Below are 17,800 nucleotides of genomic sequence, written 5' to 3'. Positions count from 1 at the left end.
GGTGAATCCCGTGTTGTGCAAGTCGACTCGGAGGGTGCAGATGTGAGTGTTCGACACAGGTGGGTAGGGGTTGGGCGGTGGATCTTCACCGATGCAGGCCCACAGATCTGGCAGAATGGCATCCGTACCCGTCTGTCCGAGCCAGACTCGCGCGGGCTGGACGCCTACACACCGAGTACCGGTACCCCGGCCTATTCCCTCGCCGGTCTCGCCGTGCTCACTCACAGAACAAGGAGAGACCACACTCGTGGCCGTCAAAATTCGTTTGAAGCGCATGGGCAAGATCCGTGCACCGTTCTACCGCGTCGTCGTCATGGACTCCCGCACCAAGCGGGACGGACGTGCGATTGAGGAGATCGGCAAGTACCACCCCACCGCCGAGCCGTCGGTCATCGAGATCAACTCCGATCGTGTGCAGTACTGGCTGGGAGTGGGCGCCCAGCCCACCGAGCAGGTGCAGGCCCTGTTGAAGATCACCGGCGACTGGCAGAAGTTCAAGGGTGAGGAAGGTGCCGAGGGCACTCTCAAGCCTCAGCCGGTCAAGCCCTCCAAGAAGGACCTGTACGAAGCAGCCATGGCTGCGGCGGGCAAGGCCGACGAGGAGTACGAGAAGAACGGCCCCACGACGGCCAAGAAGAAGGCCGCCAAGGCGGAGAAGTCCGAGGAGGCCGCTGCTGAGGCTCCCACCGAGGAAGCTGCGGCGGAGGCCGACGAGAAGAGCGAGGCCTGATCGTGCTCGAGGAAGCCCTCGAGCATCTCGTCAAAGGCATCGTCGAGCACGACGAGGACGTCGTCGTCAGGCATCGTGAGCTGCGACGTGGCGAGGTCCTCGAGGTGCGGGTGCACCCCGACGACCTGGGTCGTGTCATCGGCCGTTCCGGTCGCACCGCCAGCGCCTTGCGCACGGTGATGACGGCACTGGCCGGAGGGCGCCCTGTCCGGGTGGACATCGTCGACACCGATCGGATGCGCTGAGCATCCCGGTCAACTGTCTCTATCGCAGGGGCACGATGCCATGGGCGTCGTGCCCCTGTGGTCTGCCCGCTTCATCGAGCTGTCGACAAAGCCGATGCCCGTGTGAAGTACACACAGACATCTCTATCTCGCACGAGGAGTAAATCGTGGACACCGTGGTGGCCCGGATCGGTAAAGCACATGGCCTGCGTGGCGAGGTCACCGTTCAGATCCATACCGACGATCCGGAGAACAGATTCTCCCCAGGGGCAGTCTTCGTTGTGGAAGGTCTTCCTGACACAGAAGAGCTCGTCTTGTCGACGGCCAGGGTGCACAACGGGATATGGCTGTTGGGTTTCGAGGGCCATCCCGACCGTACCGCCGCGGAAGCTTTGCGCGGTGGGCGCCTTGTCCTCCCGGCGGAGGAGAGCGACGGCGAAGGTTGGTACGAGAGCGAGCTCATCGGTCTGAGCGTGTTCTCCCTTTCCGGGGAACGCCTCGGGCAGGTCACCGGGCTGTCCATCGGCGCGGCACAGGATCGGTTGTCCGTGCGTCTGGACGACGGCCGCACCGGGTCCGTCCCCTTCGTCGAGGCATTGGTGCCGATCGTCGATCTGGCAAACGAGCGTGTCGTGATCGATGCACCGGACGGACTGTTCGACCTCGACGGGGCGAGGTGATCGAAAGTATGCGTATCGATATCGCCACCATCTTCCCCGCTTATCTGAGCCCGCTGGATCTCTCTCTCATCGGCAAGGCTCGGGCCGACGGGTTGCTCGATGTTCGGGTACACGACCTGCGGGCTTACACCCATGATCGACACCGGACTGTCGACGACAGCCCCTACGGCGGGGGTGCAGGCATGGTGATGAAACCTGAGCCCTGGGGTGAACTGCTGGACCGCCTGCTCGACGGCTCTGAGCAAGATCGTCCGTCAGCAGGTCCGCTCCTCGTGGTGCCCGGCCCGGGAGGTCTTCCCCTGACCCAGGCCTCGGCCTACGAACTAGCTCGCGAACCGTGGCTGATGTTCGCCTGCGGCCGCTACGAGGGCATCGACGAACGGGTCTACTCCTATGCGCAGGAACGTCTGGGCGAGAGCCGGGTGCGCATCGTTTCTTTGGGTGACTACGTCCTCAACGGGGGTGAAGTGGCCGCCCTCGCGGTCATCGAGGCGGTGGCCAGGTTGCTTCCCGGCGTGATCGGTAACGAGGAGTCCTTGGCGGAGGAGTCGCATACCGGGGGTTTGCTCGAATATCCGGTCTATACCAAACCTGCGATCTGGCGCGATCGTGAGGTCCCGCAGGTGTTGCTCTCCGGTGACCACGGACGGATCGCCCGATGGAGACACGAGCAGCGTCTCGTCCGTACAGCCCAGCGGCGTCCAGACCTGCTGCCGGGTGCGGCGGTCCTGTGTGGAGAACAGGATCTTCCGCTGTCCGTGACCACCCCCGGGGACGCAGGCGAGCTGTTCACTCTCACCAGGTCCTGCTGGGTGACCGAGGCTCAGATCAACGGCAACCTGTCCATCCCGCCTCTGACGGAGACTCTGGATACGATCCGGGAATCGCTCATGCCGGAGTCGGATTGGCGGACGTGGACTCTGCGCGAGCCGATTTCCGGCCGCCTCGTGGGCTCCGTCCGGGGGCGACTCGTCCAGGGGCCCCGTGATGCAGCGGGCGAGTTGAGGACCTGGGAGATAGGTCGTCTGATGGTCGCGCCTGATCTGACCGGGCGTGGTCTGGGGCGGGCTCTCCTCCGACACTGTCTCGAGCAGGCAGATGGACGAGCTGTCCGCGCCTGGCTGACAACAGGTTCGTTGAGCGGACGTAACCAGCGGATGTACAAGAAAGCCGGGTTCCGGCTGTGTCCTGGGACGCCGCGCATCCCGGGGACCTTGGAGATGGAACGCCGACTACCGTGACTCCGGTCATGGTCTTCGGCCCGATGGTGACTCAGAGGATCTGTCTGGCTAAGGATTTCGGTACGAGCTGTCGGCTCTGGCACAATGGTAAGTCGCGTCTGGAATTATGCTCGGCCCCTACCACGGGGGGATGTGTAGCCCTCGCCGTCAACGGTGTGGCACATGCGGCCCTGGCCAGCGCGGTTCATCGATGATTGACCCGGCCTGACCCGTGGCACGACCGAGAAAGTGAATGCGCCATGCACAAGCTCGACGCAGTCGACGCAGCAAGCCTCCGCGATGACATCCCGGCCTTCCGCGCGGGTGACACCGTCAAGGTGCACGTACGAGTCATCGAAGGCACGCGCAGTCGTGTCCAGGTCTTCCAGGGCGTCGTCATCCGTCGCCACGGTGGAGGCATCGGCGAGACCTACACCGTCCGTAAGGTGAGCTTCGGTGTCGGTGTCGAACGTACCTTCCCCGTGCACACCCCGGTCGTGGAGAAGATCGAGGTCGTCACCCGCGGTGACGTCCGTCGCGCCAAGCTCTACTACCTGCGGAACCTGCGCGGCAAGGCCGCCAAGATCCGCGAGAAGCGCGACAACACGGCCCGCTGAGCGGCGGAGATCTTCCCTTTGTGCGTGAAGACGATCCGGCGCCCTCGTCGCGGAAGCGCTGGGGTGCTGTGAACAACGACACACAGACGACAGCCACCCGAGCAGAACGGCCAGCCACTTTCACGTGGCAGCCCCCGTTCTGGCTTGTGGTGGCTGTCGTCTTTCTGCTGACTTTGCTGGTCAGGGTCTACGTCCTGGGGGTCTACGGCATCCCGTCCTCCTCGATGGAGTCGACCTTGAACCCCGGTGACCGGGTCATCGTCAGCAAATGGAGTGGCGGAAGCGGGATCGCCCGCGGCGACATCGTGGTCTTCGACGGTGAGTCGACATTCGGCCCGGTACCTGGAGCTGAGTCCGGCCCTGTCGAGAAGCTGTTGGGCAAACTCGAAGGGCATGAGCCGCGTAGCGTCTACGTCAAACGGGTCATCGGCGTAGGTGGTGACCGGATCGTCTGCTGTGATGCGGGCGGAAAGATCACGGTCAACGGCAAAGCGATCAACGAGCCGTACGTTTATGCCGGCAACCCGCCGAGCGAGCAGAAATTCGATATCACCGTGCCACCAGGTCGTTTGTGGCTCATGGGAGATCACCGGTCACAGTCGGCTGATTCGAGGGCACACCTCGGATCTCCCGGCGGGGGTACTGTCGCCGTGGACGACGTGATCGGTCCCGTCATGTTCCGATACTGGCCGCTTAACCGGATCGGGGCGGTCGGTTCCTAGCGTCGAAGGTTGCAGGGGCACCGGGCAGGACACGATTCTGTCCGGTGCCTCGGTACCGGTCACGCTATGACAGGAGAGACATGCGCGAACAAGCGGGTGGTGTATCGAACAGCGGGGACGAAAAAGACGGTGAAGTTCCACGCACCATCGCAGGACGCATCCTGGCTCTTCTCCGTGAGGTCTTCATCGTGGTCGTTCTGGCGGTGGTCATCTCCTCGCTGATCAAGACCTTCTTGGTGCAACCCTTCTGGATTCCCTCCGACTCGATGAACGACACACTTATCCGGGACGACCGCGTCGTGGTCAGTAAATTGGCGCCTGGCCCGTTCTCCCTGGCCAGGGGAGACGTCGTGGTCTTCGAGGATCCGGGGCAGTGGCTGAGTGGGATGCCGACGTTACCCCGGAAGGAAGGTCCCTCCCAGACGGTCAAGGACGCTCTGGCCTGGGTAGGAATCCTGCCGAGCCAGGAAGACAACCATCTCATCAAAAGAGTGGTGGGTTTGCCCGGAGACCGGGTGAAATGCTGTTCGGCCAATGGGAAACTCGAGATCAACGGGGTTGAGATCGACGAGCCCTATCTGTTCCCCGGTGACAAGGCCAGTGAGATCCCCTTCGACATCACGGTTCCTGAAGGGAAGATCTGGGTGCTGGGCGACCATCGTTCGAATTCGCGGGACAGTCGGTACAACGACATCGAGCCTGGCACTTCCGGTGCGCCGGGTCTCCCACGGACCGCTCCGTCCGGGGGCCAGGCGAAGAATCACACGGGGCTGTATGGCAGCGTTCCCATGGACAAGGTGGTGGGGAGGGCCTTCGCCGTGGTCTGGCCGTTGGGGAGGGTCACCGGGCTGGGAGCGGATCCACAGACCTTTGCCAAAGTGCCTGAACCGAAGGGGAAGAAGTAGCGATGTCGGATCCGGTCGACGCAGGAGAGCCCGGTGAGGCATTACCAGTCCGCCCGCGGACACGACGGAGACACAGCGCTTCGCGCGCTGCGCCGAATCTGCGTCTGGAGCGGGCACTGCAACGTCAGGGTTACCGGATGATCGCCGGGATGGACGAGGTCGGGCGGGGCGCCTTGGCCGGTCCGGTATCCGTCGGCGTGGTGTGTCTCGGACCTTCGGAAGGATCCGCGCCTTCCGGCGTACGGGATTCGAAGCTGCTCACCGCCGCCGCCCGGGAATCCTTGGTCGATCCGATCAGGCGATGGGCCGCGGGATGGGGGGTTGGTCACGCCTTCCCGGAGGAGATCGATGCGCTGGGGATCACCGGCGCTCTCCGGCTGGCCGGGCGACGGGCTGTCGAAAACTGCGGGATCCGACCCGACCTGATCATCTTGGACGGAAAATATGACTGGTTTACGGACCCGGCTACGGTAGGGCTGCTGGGAATGACCGACGAGGCGGGGCCCCAGCCGCCGGTGCAGACGAGGGTCAAGGCTGACATGACCTGCTCGTCGGTGGCAGCGGCAAGTGTGCTCGCCAAGGTGGAACGTGACGCGATGATGGTCGTCGAGGCCGAGAGGTATCCCGGGTACGGCTGGGAGGGCAACAAGGGATACGGCTCCGCAGCTCATCTGGAGGCTTTGCGGGGGAAAGGCCCGTCTGAATGGCACCGCAGGTCGTGGAATCTCGACGGGGCTATGGAATCTCAGGTTGTTTCCAGGGAATTCGTCTCTCCCACGACGAGACACGGCGTCGCCGGGGAGGCGATGACCGACCTGCCGTCCGGTATGGGACATGATGGGAACGTGGAGGTGGCAGTTGATGGGCGCTGAAGATCTCGAAAAGTACGAGACCGAGATGGAGCTCCAGCTCTATCGCGAATACCGCGATGTCGTCGGGTTGTTCAGCCATGTCGTAGAGACGGAGCGGCGGTTCTACCTGTGTAATTCGGTGGATGTGAAAGTACGCAGCGAGGGCGGGGAAGTGTTCTTCGACGTCCAGATGTCCGATGCGTGGGTATGGGACGTCTATCGTCCGGCGCGTTTCGTCAAGAACGTACGCGTGGTGACCTTCAAGGACATCAACATCGAAGAGCTGGCCAAGTCAGATCTCGAGGTTCCTGAGGGCGACACCTTCGGACGTTGACCGCAACGCAGGCACAGCGCTGCTGCGGCGGCACGATCCACAACCCTGGCCTTCGACCCCCTTCTTCCACAGCTGACCGCCGACAGGTGAGTTCCGGAACGACCGGAGCCTCAGCCTGGGCTCTATGACGAGTGTGCACGGCGAGGAATGCCGTCGAGGAAGTACCCCGGTCCTGGGCCGTACCGGGACCGGAGCCCGTAGGTCTGCCGACCGGCGACGAGTGGCCTTGGGTGCCTACGGTGAAAAACTAGCTGTCCGCTACTTGCAGGACAAAGGCCTGAAGATCCTCGGTCGTAATTGGCGCTGTCCTGACGGCGAGATCGACATCATCGCCCAGGACGGACACGACCTGGTGATCTGTGAGGTGAAGACCCGTCGGAGCCTCGCTTACGGCGCGCCAGCAGAAGCTGTCACCTGGAAGAAGGTCGCGCGCCTGCGGAAACTTGCCGGATGGTGGTTGCTGGCGCACCCCGAGGAGAGCAGCGGGACCAGGAGCCTGCGGATCGACGTGATCGGGATCCTGATACCGCAGGGCGGTCGTCCAGCTATCGACCACCTCATCGGTGTGGTCTCATGACGCTGGGACGCACTCGGGGTGCCGTGCTGGACGGTGTCGACGGGGCATTGGTACAGGCCGAAGCCGATGTGGGCAACGGCCTTCCCACCTTCCTGATCGTGGGGCTACCCGACGCTGCCTGCCGGCAGGCAGCTGACCGGATCAGAGCGGCAGCCGCCAACTCCGGTCTCGACCTTCCGGCGCGCAAGATCGTGGTGAACCTGTCACCGGCGTCCTTGCCGAAGAACGGGTCCGGTCTCGACCTAGCCATTGCCGTGGCGGCGTTGAGCGCTACCGGTAGTCTCCCCGTCTCCCAAGTGGCGGATGTGATGCACCTGGGTGAGTTAGGCCTGGACGGAACCATCCGCCCGGTACACGGTGTGCTTCCCCTGGTGCTCGCCGCAGCACAGGCCGGGGTCGAAGCAGCTGTCGTCCCTGCAGCCAATGCCGCCGAGGCCGAGCTGGTCCCGGGCATCACCATCTGGCCGGTTCACACCCTCTCCCAACTGTCAGCTCTGCACGGGGCCCGTGAGCGAGGACTTCCGGTGCCGGAACACCCGGACCCGGCCGAACTTCTCGGCGCGGCCTCTCCTGCGCACCCCTCGTTGGAGCGTGAAAGGCCGGACCTGGCAGAGGTGCTCGGTCAGGACGAAGCGAGATTCGCGCTGGAGATCGCGGCGGCGGGCGGACATCACATGTTCATGCTCGGACCGCCGGGGTCGGGTAAGACCATGCTTGCCGAACGGCTTCCCTCTATCCTTCCGCCGTTGACTCAGGAACAAGGGCTGGAGAGCACAGCGATCCATTCCGTTCTCGGGACACTCCCCGCAGGAGTACTCGTCCGACATGCTCCTTTCGTCGCACCTCACCACGGTGCCTCGATGGCCGCGATGATCGGCGGAGGAAGCGGCGCGGCCAGACCCGGATTGATCTCCCAGGCGCACCACGGGGTGCTCTTCCTCGACGAAGCGCCTGAATTCCGTCCTCACGTTCTTCAATCTCTGCGCCAACCGTTGGAGTCGGGGACCGTCGTCGTGGCGCGCTCCCGGGCCTCAGTTCGCTATCCTGCACGTTTTCAGCTCGTCCTTGCCGCGAATCCCTGCCCCTGCGGCCGCGGGCACGGCAAAGGTCACGAGTGCACGTGCACCCCACGCGCCCGTCGCGACTACCTGGGACGTCTGGTCGGACCGCTGTTGGACAGAGTCGACCTCCAGGTGCAGGTTCCCGCGGTCAACAGGGCCATGCTCAGCGGCGCAGGAGGGGAGGACAGCGCGGCTGTCGCCGAGCGAGTCAGTGCGGCCAGGACGATCCAACAGGAACGCTACGCAGGACGCCCCTGGTCGCTCAACGCCCAGGTCCCCGGACACGAACTCCGGCAAGGAGTGCACGCCGTTCCAACCACAGTTCGCCTCGATCTCGACCGGGCCCTGGAACGGGGCCAACTCACCCTGCGAGGTTACGACCGGGTGCTTCGGCTGGCCCAGACTGTCCGCGACCTCGCCGGCGGTGGCACCCCGACCCGGACCGACATCGGTATCGCCCTGACCTTACGCGCACACGCAGGAGCACACGGATGAACGGCATCTCCCTGCCTCTGGACCTTCCCGCCGAGGCGCTGCCCGGCCTGCCCCCGGCCGGCCCGGATGGCGACCCCTGGCCGGCCTGGCCGCAGAACTGGGGACGCAGACCAGGCGACGAGAGGGAAGCGCGGGCGGCGTGGGCGCGGATCGCCGAGCCCGGTGATGCCAAAGCCCATCGCCTGATCTCCAGCTATGGTGCCTTCGCCGCGCTGCGCATGTTGCCCTCGCTACCGGAGGGAGCTGAGGACGGTCGTTTCTCCGCGCGGCTGTCCACTCTCGATCTCGACGCCGACCTGGGGCGCATCGGTCAACTCGGCGGGCGCGTCGTCATCCCGGACGACCCCGAATGGCCTCAGGGTTTGAACGACCTGGAACGGCCACCGTACATCCTGTGGGTCAGAGGCCCTCTTCACCTTCGAGAGGTCTGTCGACGCAGTGTGGCCGTCGTCGGGGCCCGGGCCTCCACATCCTATGGGGAGAACCACGCTGCGGAGCTGTCGGCAGGGCTGGCCGAGCGGGGTTTCGCCATCGTCAGTGGAGCGGCCTGCGGGATCGACGCCGCGGCCCATCGGGGCACACTCGCCGTGGGCGGGTCGACCATCGCGGTGCTGGCAGGGGGCGTGGACCGACCCTATCCGGCGATGCACACCGGATTGATCGGTGAGATCGCACGGTCCGGTGCGGTGATCAGCGAGACGCCACCGGGCGCTGCTCCGATGAGGCAGCGTTTTCTGTTGCGGAACAGGATTATCGCAGCCATGGCAGCGGGCACCGTGGTCGTGGAAGCAGGTCTGCGGTCGGGGTCACGGAACACCGCAGGGACGGCTTCCTCCCTGCATCGTCCGGTGATGGCTGTTCCAGGACCGGTCACCTCGATGGCCTCGGCCGGTTGTCATGAGATGGTGCGTTCGGGGATGGCGACCTTGGTCACTGACGCCGCCGAGGTGGCCGAGGAAGTCGGCCAGATCGGTGTCGATCTGGCTCCGGAACGCAGAGCACCGGACCGTCCGGGAGACGGCCTGGACGAATTGTCCAGGCGAGTGCTCGATGCGCTTTCTCCACGTCGGAGTCTCGGCCTGGCCGCTTTGACCGGGGAAGGTGGTCTCTCACCGAGCGAGGTGCGTTCGGCATTGGGGCGGCTCTCTTTGGAGGGACTGGCTACCCAGGACCCCTGGGGATGGCGGCGGACCTGACGAGGTCGATCGGCAGAAGCTTTTTGACTGGCCCTGCAGGCATGAATCCGCACTGTCTACTCGGGGCCCGTCGGAGGGCTCTCGGCGGGGGAACTTGCTTGAGAGACCGTCCTTCAGGAATTTTGAGACCTGTGACGACAGATGCCTGGGAACACCCGACCGAGGAGTACCGCAGATATCTACGCCATGCGCGCAATGCTTCACCACACACAGTGCGGGCTTATCTCGGTGACCTTCGGCATCTGGCGGACTACGGTCGGAGACACGGACTGACCGGGCCGGGACAGTTCCAGCTGGTCGACCTGCGGTCCTGGTTGGCAGATCAGGCAGGCTCCGGGGCAGCTCGAGGAACCCTCGCCCGGCGTGCCGCCGCGGCGAGGGCTTTCTTCAACTGGGCCGCCAAACAGGAACTGATCCCCGGTGACCCCTCCGAGAGGCTCGCCTCACCTCCACGGCGGCGGATCCTCCCGGGGGTGCTCAAGGTCCAGGAGGCCACAGATGTCATGAACGTGGCCGAGGTGGTCGCCGACGACGAGGATCCCGTCCATATACGGGACCGGGCGATGCTGGAGCTCCTGTACGCCTCAGGCATCCGGGTGGGGGAACTCGTCCTGCTCGACGTGGACGACATCGACATCGATCAGTGTGTCGCCAGGGTCATCGGCAAGGGGAACCGAGAACGGATCGTGCCCTTCGGTATCCCGGCAGCCCGTGCTCTCCGTCTGTGGGTGGACCGGGGGCGAACTCCGCTGGTCACCGCAGGATCGGGGCCGGCGCTCTTCCTCGGACGTCGAGGTAGGCGGGTCAACCCACGCGAAGTGCGTCGGGTGGTGCACGAGGTGATCGCACACGTGCCGGAAGCCCCTGATATGAGCCCGCACGGTTTGCGGCACAGCGCAGCGACCCACCTCTTGGAGGGGGGCGCAGATCTCCGAACGGTTCAGGAACTGCTGGGACACGCGAGCCTCGGCACCACCCAGATCTACACCCATGTCTCCGCTGAACGGTTGAGGAGCTCGTATGAGCAAGCCCATCCGCGAGCGTGAACGGTCGAGGGAGGACCCGTCGATAGCATCGAGAGCAGAGCTCCGGCATCTCTCGCCTGCTCGGGGACTGTCCTGGGCCGCGGTCGGGCTGACTCTGTCCGCCGTGATCGGGCCGATCTTCTTCCCCGAAGGACTTTCTGATCGGGAAGGTACCCAGGCGGGTTCTCTGACATCGTCGACGACTTCGGGTCCGTCTCCGGTGCCCAGCACGGGTAGCGGTAATCTGCGGGTGTTGTCCGTGCCGGGAGAGGACAGCCCCCGCGTCGGGCGCAGGGTGAGCTATTCGGTGGAGGTCGAGGAAGGCGCCGATGCGGACGCCGACGGGTTCAGCACACTGGTTCGGGAGGTGTTGACCGACCATCGGGGGTGGGAACCACAGGACAGTGTCCACTTCGTGAGCCTGGGACCTGAGCAGTTGCGCTCCGGGGAACGTCCGCAGGTAAGGATCACCCTGGCGAGTCCGTCCACCGTGGATCGGATGTGTGCTCCTCTGCGGACCGAGGGGCAGGTCAGTTGCCGAAACGGCGACCGGGTCGCCTTGAACGCCCGTCGGTGGAGGCAAGGTGCCCCCAGCTATCCGGACGACCTGCTCCACTACCGCATCTATCTGATCAACCACGAGGTCGGTCACGCTCTGGGGCACGGGCACGAGCCTTGTTCCGCCCCGGGATCGCCGGCTCCGGTGATGTTGCAGCAGACCTTGGGTCTGGACGGTTGCGTACGTTATCCGTGGCCGGTGACCGGTCAGGATCCGTGAGAGAGGATTCTGCCGGCTCAGGTCGGGGTCTCAACCGGTGGTGGGGCGTAGCACGATGGGTGCGAGCCGGATCATACGGAGCGGGTCGAGATAGGTTTCACCTCGACGCAGCCCCCAGTGCAGACAGGTCTGCGGGGCGCAGTGCGAGGCATCGACGTCGATCTGTCCGATCACCTGACCGGCAGCGACCGGGGTGCCGGGGGTGAGCGACGAGGAAACCGGCTCGTAAGTGGATCTGAGCCCGCCGGGATGATCGATCGACAGCACCGGTCGCCCGGCGACAGAGCCTCGGAAGGCCACGATCCCGGTTGCGGGAGCACGGACTGCGGAACCTCTGGTGGAGAGGAGGTCGACGCCACGGTGCCCGGCGAGCCATGGTTGAGGAGGCGCGTCGAAGGGGCGGACGACTGGTGGTTTGGGGGACAGCGGCCATTGCCATCGTGCTCGACGTGTGCCGGGGGTGTTCGCCTCTGCAGGCTCCGCGTCCTGGCGCACGGTGAGAGAGGTCTGCGCAGGGAGTGGATCGAGCCCGGCGACGTTCTCCGGAGGGGGGCCGGCCGGGAGGACGAGTAGTGGGAAGAGCCCGCTCAGGGCCAGCGCAGACAGGGAAGAGGAGACAGCGGGGATCATCCGACGAGGGTGCCTGGTACCGGGCCGGTGTTGTCTTCTCCGACTTCGAGATGTGGGCGGGTCCTCCGGCCCGGGACGGTTGTGGACAACGGCTGTCAGTGATGCAGTGTGCGGAGCCGACGTGCGGCTTCGACGAGAACGTCCTCACGTTTGCAGTAGGCGAAACGGACCAGGGTGGAGTAAGGGTCGGGTTCGTCACAGAAAGCGGTGACGGGGATTCCCACGACGCCGCAGCGAGCAGGCAGCTCTTGGCAGAAGGCGGAGGCGTCGGTGACTCCCAAGGGGCTCGCATCGGCCAGTAGGAAGTAGGTGCCCTGGCCGCCGCGAACGGTGAACCCTGCTTCGCGGAGGCCGTCGGCGAGGATGTCACGCCGGACGCGCATGCTGGTGGTGAGTTCGTCGAAGAGCCGGTCCTCCTGCCGGAGCCCGGCGGCCACCGCGGGCTGGAAAGGTGCGCCGCCGGAGAAGGACAGGTACTGCTTGACGGTGGCCGTTGCTGCGATGCCTGCTGCGCGTCCGGTGATCCAGCCGATTTTCCAACCGGTGACCGAGAAGGTCTTTCCTGCCGAGGAGATCGTCAGGAGCCGGTCGTCCAGAGGAGCCAGCTCCGGGACGGTGCGTGCCAGCACGGCCAGGGGGACGTGGCGGACGTCGTCGTAGACCAGATGTTCGTAGACCTCGTCGGTGATCACCCAGCACCCTGCTTCGACCGCGATCTTGCCGATGAGGGTGAGTTCTTCCGTGTCGAAGACCTTCCCGGTCGGATTGTGCGGTGTGTTCACGACGATGGCGCGCGTGCGGGGCCCGACGGCTGCGCGGAGATCGGACTCCTGCAGGCGGAGGTCGGGGCCGCGTAATGGCACGGTGCGGCGTCGACCTCCGGCCAGGGCTACAGCTGCGGCGTAGGCGTCGTAGAAAGGCTCGATGAGGACGACTTCGTCCCCGGGTTCACAGAGCGCGTTCAGGCATACGGACAGGCCTTCGGTGGCACCGGCGGTGATGAGGATCTCGTTGTGGGGATCGACCGACAGGTCGTAGAAACGATGTTGGTGCTCGGCGACTGCTTCACGCAGGACGGCGTTTCCTCGCAGCGGGGGGTACTGGTTGTGTCCGTCCTGGATGGCCTGCGCTGCGGCTCGCATGAGGTGTTCCGGACCATCGGTGTCGGGAAAGCCCTGCCCCAGGTTGACGGCCCCGTGTCGGGCTGCCAGATCGCTCATGACGGTGAAGATCGTCGTGCCGAACTCGCGCATGCGGGATGTCAGGGGGGCAGTCATGCTGACAATTTAGCCAGGGGTTTCGTGATGTGGCGCTGAGTATCCACGGAGGGGACGATGCCTCAGGAGGAAGCCTGGGGAGGTCCTGTGGTGGATTCGTCGTGCGCCCGTAGACGGACGTAAGATGGAAGCACCGTCTCGGCTGACCGGGATGGAATTCGCGCGTACGCCGTCCCGGTTGTGAAGGTCGTCGACCTCACGAAGGGGATGTCCTGTCGCAGTCCGGGTCCTGTTTCTCCGCACTTTGGGGTTCTGGGTCCGGTGGCTGGATGTCGCGTACGCCAGGCATGACGGTCGCAAACCCGTGATCGTCGTGGACAACTGGAACTCATGAGGGGAGACCTCGGCATGGCCGTCGTCACCATGCGCCAGCTCCTGGAGAGCGGCGTCCACTTCGGACACCAGACGCGTCGCTGGAACCCGAAGATGAAGCGCTTCATCATGGCCGAGCGCAACGGGATCTACATCATCGACCTGCAGCAGTCGTTGACCTACATCAACGACGCCTTCGAGTTCGTCAAGCAGACGGTCTCCCACGGCGGCACGATCCTGTTCGTCGGGACGAAGAAGCAGGCTCAGGAGCCGATCGCCGAGCAGGCGACCCGGGTCGGGATGCCCTATGTGAACCACCGCTGGCTCGGTGGGATGCTCACCAACTTCAACACTGTCCACAAGCGCCTCGCGCGTCTGAAGGAGCTCGAGGAGATCGACTTCGACGACGTGGCGGGCAGCGGCCGCACCAAGAAGGAACTCCTCGTCCTGCGTCGGGAGAAGGAGAAGCTGGAGCGCACCCTCGGCGGCATCCGTGACATGCAGAAGGTTCCTTCGGCGGTGTGGATCGTCGACACCAAGAAGGAGCACCTCGCCGTCACCGAGGCGCGTAAGCTCCGCCTTCCGGTCATTGCGATCCTCGACACCAACTGCGACCCCGACGAGGTCGACTACAAGATCCCGGGTAACGACGACGCCATCCGTTCGGTCACCTTGCTGACCCGCGTGATCGCCGACGCCGTGGCGGAGGGTCTGATCGCACGCAGCCAGGGTCGTGGAGAGGGCGCAGGCGCTGCTGCCGAGGAGCCGATGGCCGAATGGGAACGCGAGCTCCTGTCTGGCGAGGCCGCTCCCGCTGTGGAGGCCCCGGCTGCTGAAGCTGCTGCCGAAGCTGCTCCCGCCACCGAGGAAGCCCCTCAGGCCTGAGTGCACAGCCTGTCGTTCCAGACTTCCGCATCGAACAGATAGGGATATCGCATGGCGAATTACACCGCCGCTGACATCAAGGCCCTCCGCGAGGCCACCGGTGCCGGCATGATGGACGTCAAGAAAGCCCTCGACGAGGCTGACGGCGACGCGGCGAAGGCTACCGAGCTGCTGCGCGTCAAGGGTCTCAAAGGTGTGACCAAGCGTGAAGGCCGCTCCGCGAGCAACGGCCTGGTCACCGCTCATGTCGACGGGGGCCTCGGCGTTATGGTCGAGGTCAACTGCGAGACCGACTTCGTGGCCAAGGGCGAGAAGTTCATCGCACTGGCCCAGACCGTTCTCGAGCAGGCGGTCAAGTCCGGGGCAGCCTCTCCTGAAGAGCTCCTGGCTAGCGAGATCGACGGCAAGTCGGTCAAGGTCGTGCTCGACGAGGCGAATGCCACTATCGGCGAGAAGATCGAGGTGCGTCACATGGCGCGCATCGAAGGCGCCAAGGTCGTCTCTTACCTGCACAAGACCAGCCCCGACCTGCCCGCGCAGATCGGTGTGCTGTTCGCCTACGACGGTGACGACGTCGCGGCGAAGGACGTGGCGATGCACATCGCTGCTTTCTCCCCGACGGTCTTCACCCGTGAGGAGATCCCGGCGGAGACGGTGGAGAACGAGCGCCGGATCGCCGAGGCCACGGCCAAGGAGGAGGGCAAGCCTGAGGCTGCTCTTCCCCGGATCGTGGAAGGCCGGGTGAACGGCTTCTTCGCCGAGAACGTGCTCCTCGAGCAGAAGTTCGCGAAGGATCAGAAGAAGACGGTCCAGCAGGTCCTGAAAGAGGCGGGCACCGAGGCCAAGGGCTTCGCACGCATCCGCGTCGGTCAGTGATCTGACCCCGTTTCGACGGAGCCCGTACCTCCTTGGGGAGGTACGGGCTCCGTCGTCGGTTCCTCTCAGGCCTGTCGGAGGACTGCGACGAGGAAACCGCTCTCCGAGGAGAACGGGCGCAGATCCCAGGTGGACAACAAAAGATCTTCAGCCAGCCCTGCCGCAGCGACATCAGCGCGGAACTCCTCGAAGGAGTAGCCACGGCCTGCTCCGAAGCCCACCGCGATCCGTCCTCCTTCGCGCAGATGCAGACCGAAACGCCGGAGCACCTCTCCACGTGTACTGGGGGCGAGGAAGGTCATCACATTTCCTGCGCACACGATGGCGTCGAACCCTTCGTTGACCCCCTGCGCGGGGAGATCGAGGAGCGCGAGGTCGCCGACGAGCCAGGTAGCTCCGGGATGGTCCTGCTGAGCAGCTTCGATCAGCACCGGATCGACGTCCACACCCACGACGTCATGGCCCAGCCCGTGGAGAACGCTGCCTACACGACCCGGTCCGCACCCGGCGTCGAGTACCCGGGCGTTACGAGGAATCAAGGTGTCGACGAGGCGCGCTTCACCCGCGAGGTCGTCTCCTCGTCGGGCCATATTGCGGAATCGTTCGATATACCAATGTGAATGGTCAGGGTTCTCGGCGACGATACGTTCCCAGTTGCTCGGCTCGCGGTTCACGCGTTCTCCTCCAGTTAGGAATAGCGGTCTGTCACCACCGTAAGGGCAGGTGAGCTCCGTCCTCGGACTGCCTCCAGCAGAACGGAACGGGGGCCGAATCCTGCGGCACGGAACCGTCTGGCTCTTCTGCGCCGCCGAGGACGGACGACTTGGCGCCCCGGGGCCAGCCTGTGGGAGGATCGGGTGACCGCATCCGCCCCCACGAGGGAGACGACTTTGACCACGGCACCTGCTCCGCAGAACGACCAGCGTGACTACCAGCGGGTGCTGCTGAAGCTCTCGGGAGAAGCCTTCGGGGGCGGACAGATCGGAGTGGACCCGGATATCGTGCGGGGGATCGCCAAGCAGATCGCTGATGCTGCGCGCACCGGGATCCAGGTCGCGATCGTCGTCGGAGGGGGCAATTTCTTCCGGGGTGCCGAACTGCAGCAGCGGGGCATGGACCGGGCTCGGGCCGACTACATCGGCATGCTGGGTACGGTGATGAACTGCCTGGCGCTCCAGGATTTCCTGGAGAAACAGGGCATCGACACCCGGGTGCAGACCGCGATCACGATGGGCCAGGTAGCAGAGCCGTACATTCCTCGTCGTGCGATGAGGCACCTGGAGAAGGGGCGTGTGGTCATCTTCGGCGCTGGCGCAGGGATGCCCTATTTCTCCACCGACACCGTCTCTGCCCAGCGGGCCCTGGAATGCCGTTGTGATGCGGTGTTGATGAGCAAGAACGGCGTCGACGGCGTTTACGACGCAGATCCCCGGACCAACCCGGAAGCACGCAAGCTCGAACGGGTCAGTTACGGACAGGCCCTCAGCGAAGGACTCAAGGTCGTGGACGCTGCGGCCTTCAGCCTGTGCATGGAGAACCGGCTTCCCATGATCGTGTTCGGTATGCAGGGTGAAGAGACCATCCGGCGTGCACTGACCGGGGAGCGCATCGGCACGGAGGTGTACTCGGCCTGAACCCATGCCGTGGGCAGAGAAAAGTGTTCTTGACGCTCCTGCTCAGTCGGCCGACCCTCCGACACACCGTACGGGCCACGGTGCGCAGCGGAGTCTGACACGATGGGCCCCACGACACCACCGCACCGGATGCGTACCGCCGAGCCTCAGCAGCCGGCACACCAGGACAGGAGCAGTCATGCTGGACGAGATCATGTTCGAGGCCGAGGAGAAGATGGAGAAGGCGATCGAGGTCGCCAAGGAGGACTTCTCCGGGATCCGGACAGGCCGGGCCAACGCAGGGATGTTCACGAAACTCCTGGTGGACTACTACGGGGCGCCGACTCCGATGCAGCAGCTCGCCAGCTTCCAGACCCCGGAAGCCAGGACGATGTTGATCACCCCGTTCGACAAGGGCGCGATGGCCGCGATCGAGAAGACCATCCGCGATTCGGAGCTGGGGGTGAACCCGAGCAACGACGGCAATGCGATCCGCTGTGTCTTCCCCGAACTCACCCAGGAACGGCGCAAGGAATACATCAAGATGGCCCACCGTAAGGGTGAGGACGCCAAGGTCTCGATGCGCAATGTCCGCCGTCACGCGAAGGACGCGATCGACAAGCTGATCAAGGACGGCGAGATCGGTGAGGACGAGGGGATGCGCGCCGAGAAAGAACTGGACGCGACCACGAAGAAGCACACCGAGTTGGTCGACACCTTGCTGAAGGGCAAGGAAGCCGAACTGCTCGAGGTCTGACCTCGACAGTTCCCGGAGGGTCCACGACGAACGAA

21 protein-coding genes are annotated in these 17,800 nt (G+C 64.8%); 18 read left to right on the top strand and 3 right to left on the bottom strand.

Translation table 11 applies throughout. The annotated features are described in order from the left end of the window. The first annotated feature begins 247 nt into the window (after nucleotides 1–247). The 14 genes from rpsP (at nucleotide 248) to AUCHE_RS00575 (ending at nucleotide 11,415) form a co-directional block, all read left to right on the top strand. Complete coding sequence (gene rpsP / locus AUCHE_RS00640) at nucleotides 248–730, top strand: 30S ribosomal protein S16 (RefSeq protein WP_006501318.1); 483 nt, start codon at nucleotides 248–250, stop codon at nucleotides 728–730. Nucleotides 731–732: 2 nt separating this feature from the next. Next, the gene (locus tag AUCHE_RS00635) at nucleotides 733–975 is read left to right on the top strand and encodes an RNA-binding protein (protein ID WP_006501317.1); all 243 of its coding nucleotides are present in this window, start codon (nucleotides 733–735) and stop codon (nucleotides 973–975) included. 146 nt (nucleotides 976–1,121) lie between these two features. After that, nucleotides 1,122–1,634, top strand: coding sequence for a ribosome maturation factor RimM (gene rimM, locus AUCHE_RS00630; RefSeq protein ID WP_006501316.1), 513 nt, complete (start codon nucleotides 1,122–1,124; stop codon nucleotides 1,632–1,634). A gap of 8 nt (nucleotides 1,635–1,642) precedes the next feature. Then, a complete protein-coding gene (gene trmD / locus AUCHE_RS00625; protein ID WP_006501315.1) occupies nucleotides 1,643–2,875 on the top strand; it encodes a tRNA (guanosine(37)-N1)-methyltransferase TrmD in 1,233 nt (410 codons plus the stop codon). A 239-nt stretch (nucleotides 2,876–3,114) separates the two neighbouring features. Then, the gene (gene rplS / locus AUCHE_RS00620) at nucleotides 3,115–3,471 is read left to right on the top strand and encodes a 50S ribosomal protein L19 (RefSeq protein WP_006501314.1); all 357 of its coding nucleotides are present in this window, start codon (nucleotides 3,115–3,117) and stop codon (nucleotides 3,469–3,471) included. Between the two features lie 149 nt (nucleotides 3,472–3,620). After that, entirely contained in the window at nucleotides 3,621–4,193 is a 573-nt protein-coding gene (gene lepB / locus AUCHE_RS00615; protein WP_246785317.1) for a signal peptidase I, read from the top strand. 80 nt (nucleotides 4,194–4,273) lie between these two features. Then, entirely contained in the window at nucleotides 4,274–5,098 is an 825-nt protein-coding gene (lepB, locus tag AUCHE_RS00610; protein WP_006501312.1) for a signal peptidase I, read from the top strand. A gap of 2 nt (nucleotides 5,099–5,100) precedes the next feature. Next, nucleotides 5,101–5,970, top strand: a complete 870-nt coding sequence (locus tag AUCHE_RS00605) for a ribonuclease HII (RefSeq protein WP_006501311.1) — start codon at nucleotides 5,101–5,103, stop codon at nucleotides 5,968–5,970. Next, a complete protein-coding gene (locus AUCHE_RS00600; protein ID WP_006501310.1) occupies nucleotides 5,960–6,283 on the top strand; it encodes a DUF2469 domain-containing protein in 324 nt (107 codons plus the stop codon). Before AUCHE_RS00605 ends, AUCHE_RS00600 begins: the two co-directional genes overlap by 11 nt. Nucleotides 6,284–6,407: 124 nt before the next feature. Next, complete coding sequence (locus AUCHE_RS00595) at nucleotides 6,408–6,860, top strand: YraN family protein (protein ID WP_081578072.1); 453 nt, start codon at nucleotides 6,408–6,410, stop codon at nucleotides 6,858–6,860. Further along, on the top strand, nucleotides 6,857–8,416 hold the full coding sequence (locus tag AUCHE_RS00590; RefSeq protein ID WP_006501308.1) for a YifB family Mg chelatase-like AAA ATPase: 1,560 nt from the start codon (nucleotides 6,857–6,859) through the stop codon (nucleotides 8,414–8,416). Before AUCHE_RS00595 ends, AUCHE_RS00590 begins: the two co-directional genes overlap by 4 nt. Further along, a complete protein-coding gene (gene dprA, locus AUCHE_RS00585; protein WP_006501307.1) occupies nucleotides 8,413–9,612 on the top strand; it encodes a DNA-processing protein DprA in 1,200 nt (399 codons plus the stop codon). Before AUCHE_RS00590 ends, dprA begins: the two co-directional genes overlap by 4 nt. A gap of 131 nt (nucleotides 9,613–9,743) precedes the next feature. Beyond that, nucleotides 9,744–10,658, top strand: coding sequence for a tyrosine-type recombinase/integrase (locus AUCHE_RS00580; protein ID WP_006501306.1), 915 nt, complete (start codon nucleotides 9,744–9,746; stop codon nucleotides 10,656–10,658). Next, entirely contained in the window at nucleotides 10,633–11,415 is a 783-nt protein-coding gene (locus tag AUCHE_RS00575; protein WP_006501305.1) for a DUF3152 domain-containing protein, read from the top strand. Before AUCHE_RS00580 ends, AUCHE_RS00575 begins: the two co-directional genes overlap by 26 nt. Before the next feature lie 30 nt (nucleotides 11,416–11,445). On the opposite strand, the gene AUCHE_RS00570 is transcribed toward AUCHE_RS00575, so the two are convergent. Both AUCHE_RS00570 and AUCHE_RS00565 read right to left on the bottom strand, forming a co-directional pair. Then, nucleotides 11,446–12,045 (bottom strand): murein hydrolase activator EnvC family protein, encoded by a 600-nt coding sequence (locus AUCHE_RS00570; protein WP_006501304.1) that lies wholly within the window; start codon nucleotides 12,043–12,045, stop codon nucleotides 11,446–11,448. Nucleotides 12,046–12,140: 95 nt separating this feature from the next. After that, nucleotides 12,141–13,322: an aminotransferase class I/II-fold pyridoxal phosphate-dependent enzyme gene (locus AUCHE_RS00565; protein WP_006501303.1), complete on the bottom strand. Its 1,182-nt coding sequence runs from the start codon at nucleotides 13,320–13,322 to the stop codon at nucleotides 12,141–12,143. Between the two features lie 348 nt (nucleotides 13,323–13,670). On the opposite strand from AUCHE_RS00565, the gene rpsB reads away from it, so the two are divergent. Together rpsB and tsf are read left to right on the top strand one after the other, a co-directional pair. Continuing rightward, nucleotides 13,671–14,519 carry a 30S ribosomal protein S2 gene (rpsB, locus tag AUCHE_RS00560; protein ID WP_006501302.1) on the top strand — a complete coding sequence of 283 codons (849 nt, stop codon included), beginning with the start codon at nucleotides 13,671–13,673 and terminating at the stop codon, nucleotides 14,517–14,519. 51 nt (nucleotides 14,520–14,570) lie between these two features. Next, the gene (gene tsf, locus AUCHE_RS00555) at nucleotides 14,571–15,395 is read left to right on the top strand and encodes a translation elongation factor Ts (RefSeq protein WP_006501301.1); all 825 of its coding nucleotides are present in this window, start codon (nucleotides 14,571–14,573) and stop codon (nucleotides 15,393–15,395) included. A gap of 65 nt (nucleotides 15,396–15,460) precedes the next feature. On the opposite strand, the gene AUCHE_RS00550 is transcribed toward tsf, so the two are convergent. Continuing rightward, nucleotides 15,461–16,069: a class I SAM-dependent methyltransferase gene (locus AUCHE_RS00550; RefSeq protein WP_006501300.1), complete on the bottom strand. Its 609-nt coding sequence runs from the start codon at nucleotides 16,067–16,069 to the stop codon at nucleotides 15,461–15,463. A gap of 216 nt (nucleotides 16,070–16,285) precedes the next feature. On the opposite strand from AUCHE_RS00550, the gene pyrH reads away from it, so the two are divergent. Further along, the gene (gene pyrH / locus AUCHE_RS00545; protein ID WP_052024739.1) at nucleotides 16,286–17,029 is read left to right on the top strand and encodes a UMP kinase; all 744 of its coding nucleotides are present in this window, start codon (nucleotides 16,286–16,288) and stop codon (nucleotides 17,027–17,029) included. Nucleotides 17,030–17,207: 178 nt separating this feature from the next. After that, nucleotides 17,208–17,765, top strand: a complete 558-nt coding sequence (frr, locus tag AUCHE_RS00540) for a ribosome recycling factor (protein WP_006501298.1) — start codon at nucleotides 17,208–17,210, stop codon at nucleotides 17,763–17,765. The last annotated feature ends 35 nt before the right edge of the window (nucleotides 17,766–17,800 follow it).

Source organism: Austwickia chelonae NBRC 105200 (assembly GCF_000298175.1).
GTDB lineage: Bacteria > Actinomycetota > Actinomycetes > Actinomycetales > Dermatophilaceae > Austwickia > Austwickia chelonae.
The sequence above is the reverse complement of the archived record's forward strand: the minus strand, read 5'-3'. Positions and strand labels throughout refer to the sequence as shown.

Excerpts from the sequence above, each read along its gene's own strand:
- trmD (WP_006501315.1), top strand. The coding sequence starts at position 1,643 with ATGCGTATCGATATCGCCACCATCTTCCCCGCTTATCTGAGCCCGCTG.
- rplS (WP_006501314.1), top strand. The coding sequence starts at position 3,115 with ATGCACAAGCTCGACGCAGTCGACGCAGCAAGCCTCCGCGATGACATC.
- lepB (WP_006501312.1), top strand. The coding sequence starts at position 4,274 with ATGCGCGAACAAGCGGGTGGTGTATCGAACAGCGGGGACGAAAAAGAC.
- AUCHE_RS00605 (WP_006501311.1), top strand. The coding sequence starts at position 5,101 with ATGTCGGATCCGGTCGACGCAGGAGAGCCCGGTGAGGCATTACCAGTC.
- AUCHE_RS00600 (WP_006501310.1), top strand. The coding sequence starts at position 5,960 with ATGGGCGCTGAAGATCTCGAAAAGTACGAGACCGAGATGGAGCTCCAG.
- AUCHE_RS00595 (WP_081578072.1), top strand. The coding sequence starts at position 6,408 with ATGACGAGTGTGCACGGCGAGGAATGCCGTCGAGGAAGTACCCCGGTC.
- AUCHE_RS00590 (WP_006501308.1), top strand. The coding sequence starts at position 6,857 with ATGACGCTGGGACGCACTCGGGGTGCCGTGCTGGACGGTGTCGACGGG.
- dprA (WP_006501307.1), top strand. The coding sequence starts at position 8,413 with ATGAACGGCATCTCCCTGCCTCTGGACCTTCCCGCCGAGGCGCTGCCC.
- AUCHE_RS00575 (WP_006501305.1), top strand. The coding sequence starts at position 10,633 with ATGAGCAAGCCCATCCGCGAGCGTGAACGGTCGAGGGAGGACCCGTCG.
- AUCHE_RS00570 (WP_006501304.1), bottom strand. The coding sequence starts at position 12,045 with ATGATCCCCGCTGTCTCCTCTTCCCTGTCTGCGCTGGCCCTGAGCGGG.
- AUCHE_RS00565 (WP_006501303.1), bottom strand. The coding sequence starts at position 13,322 with ATGACTGCCCCCCTGACATCCCGCATGCGCGAGTTCGGCACGACGATC.
- rpsB (WP_006501302.1), top strand. The coding sequence starts at position 13,671 with ATGGCCGTCGTCACCATGCGCCAGCTCCTGGAGAGCGGCGTCCACTTC.
- tsf (WP_006501301.1), top strand. The coding sequence starts at position 14,571 with ATGGCGAATTACACCGCCGCTGACATCAAGGCCCTCCGCGAGGCCACC.
- frr (WP_006501298.1), top strand. The coding sequence starts at position 17,208 with ATGCTGGACGAGATCATGTTCGAGGCCGAGGAGAAGATGGAGAAGGCG.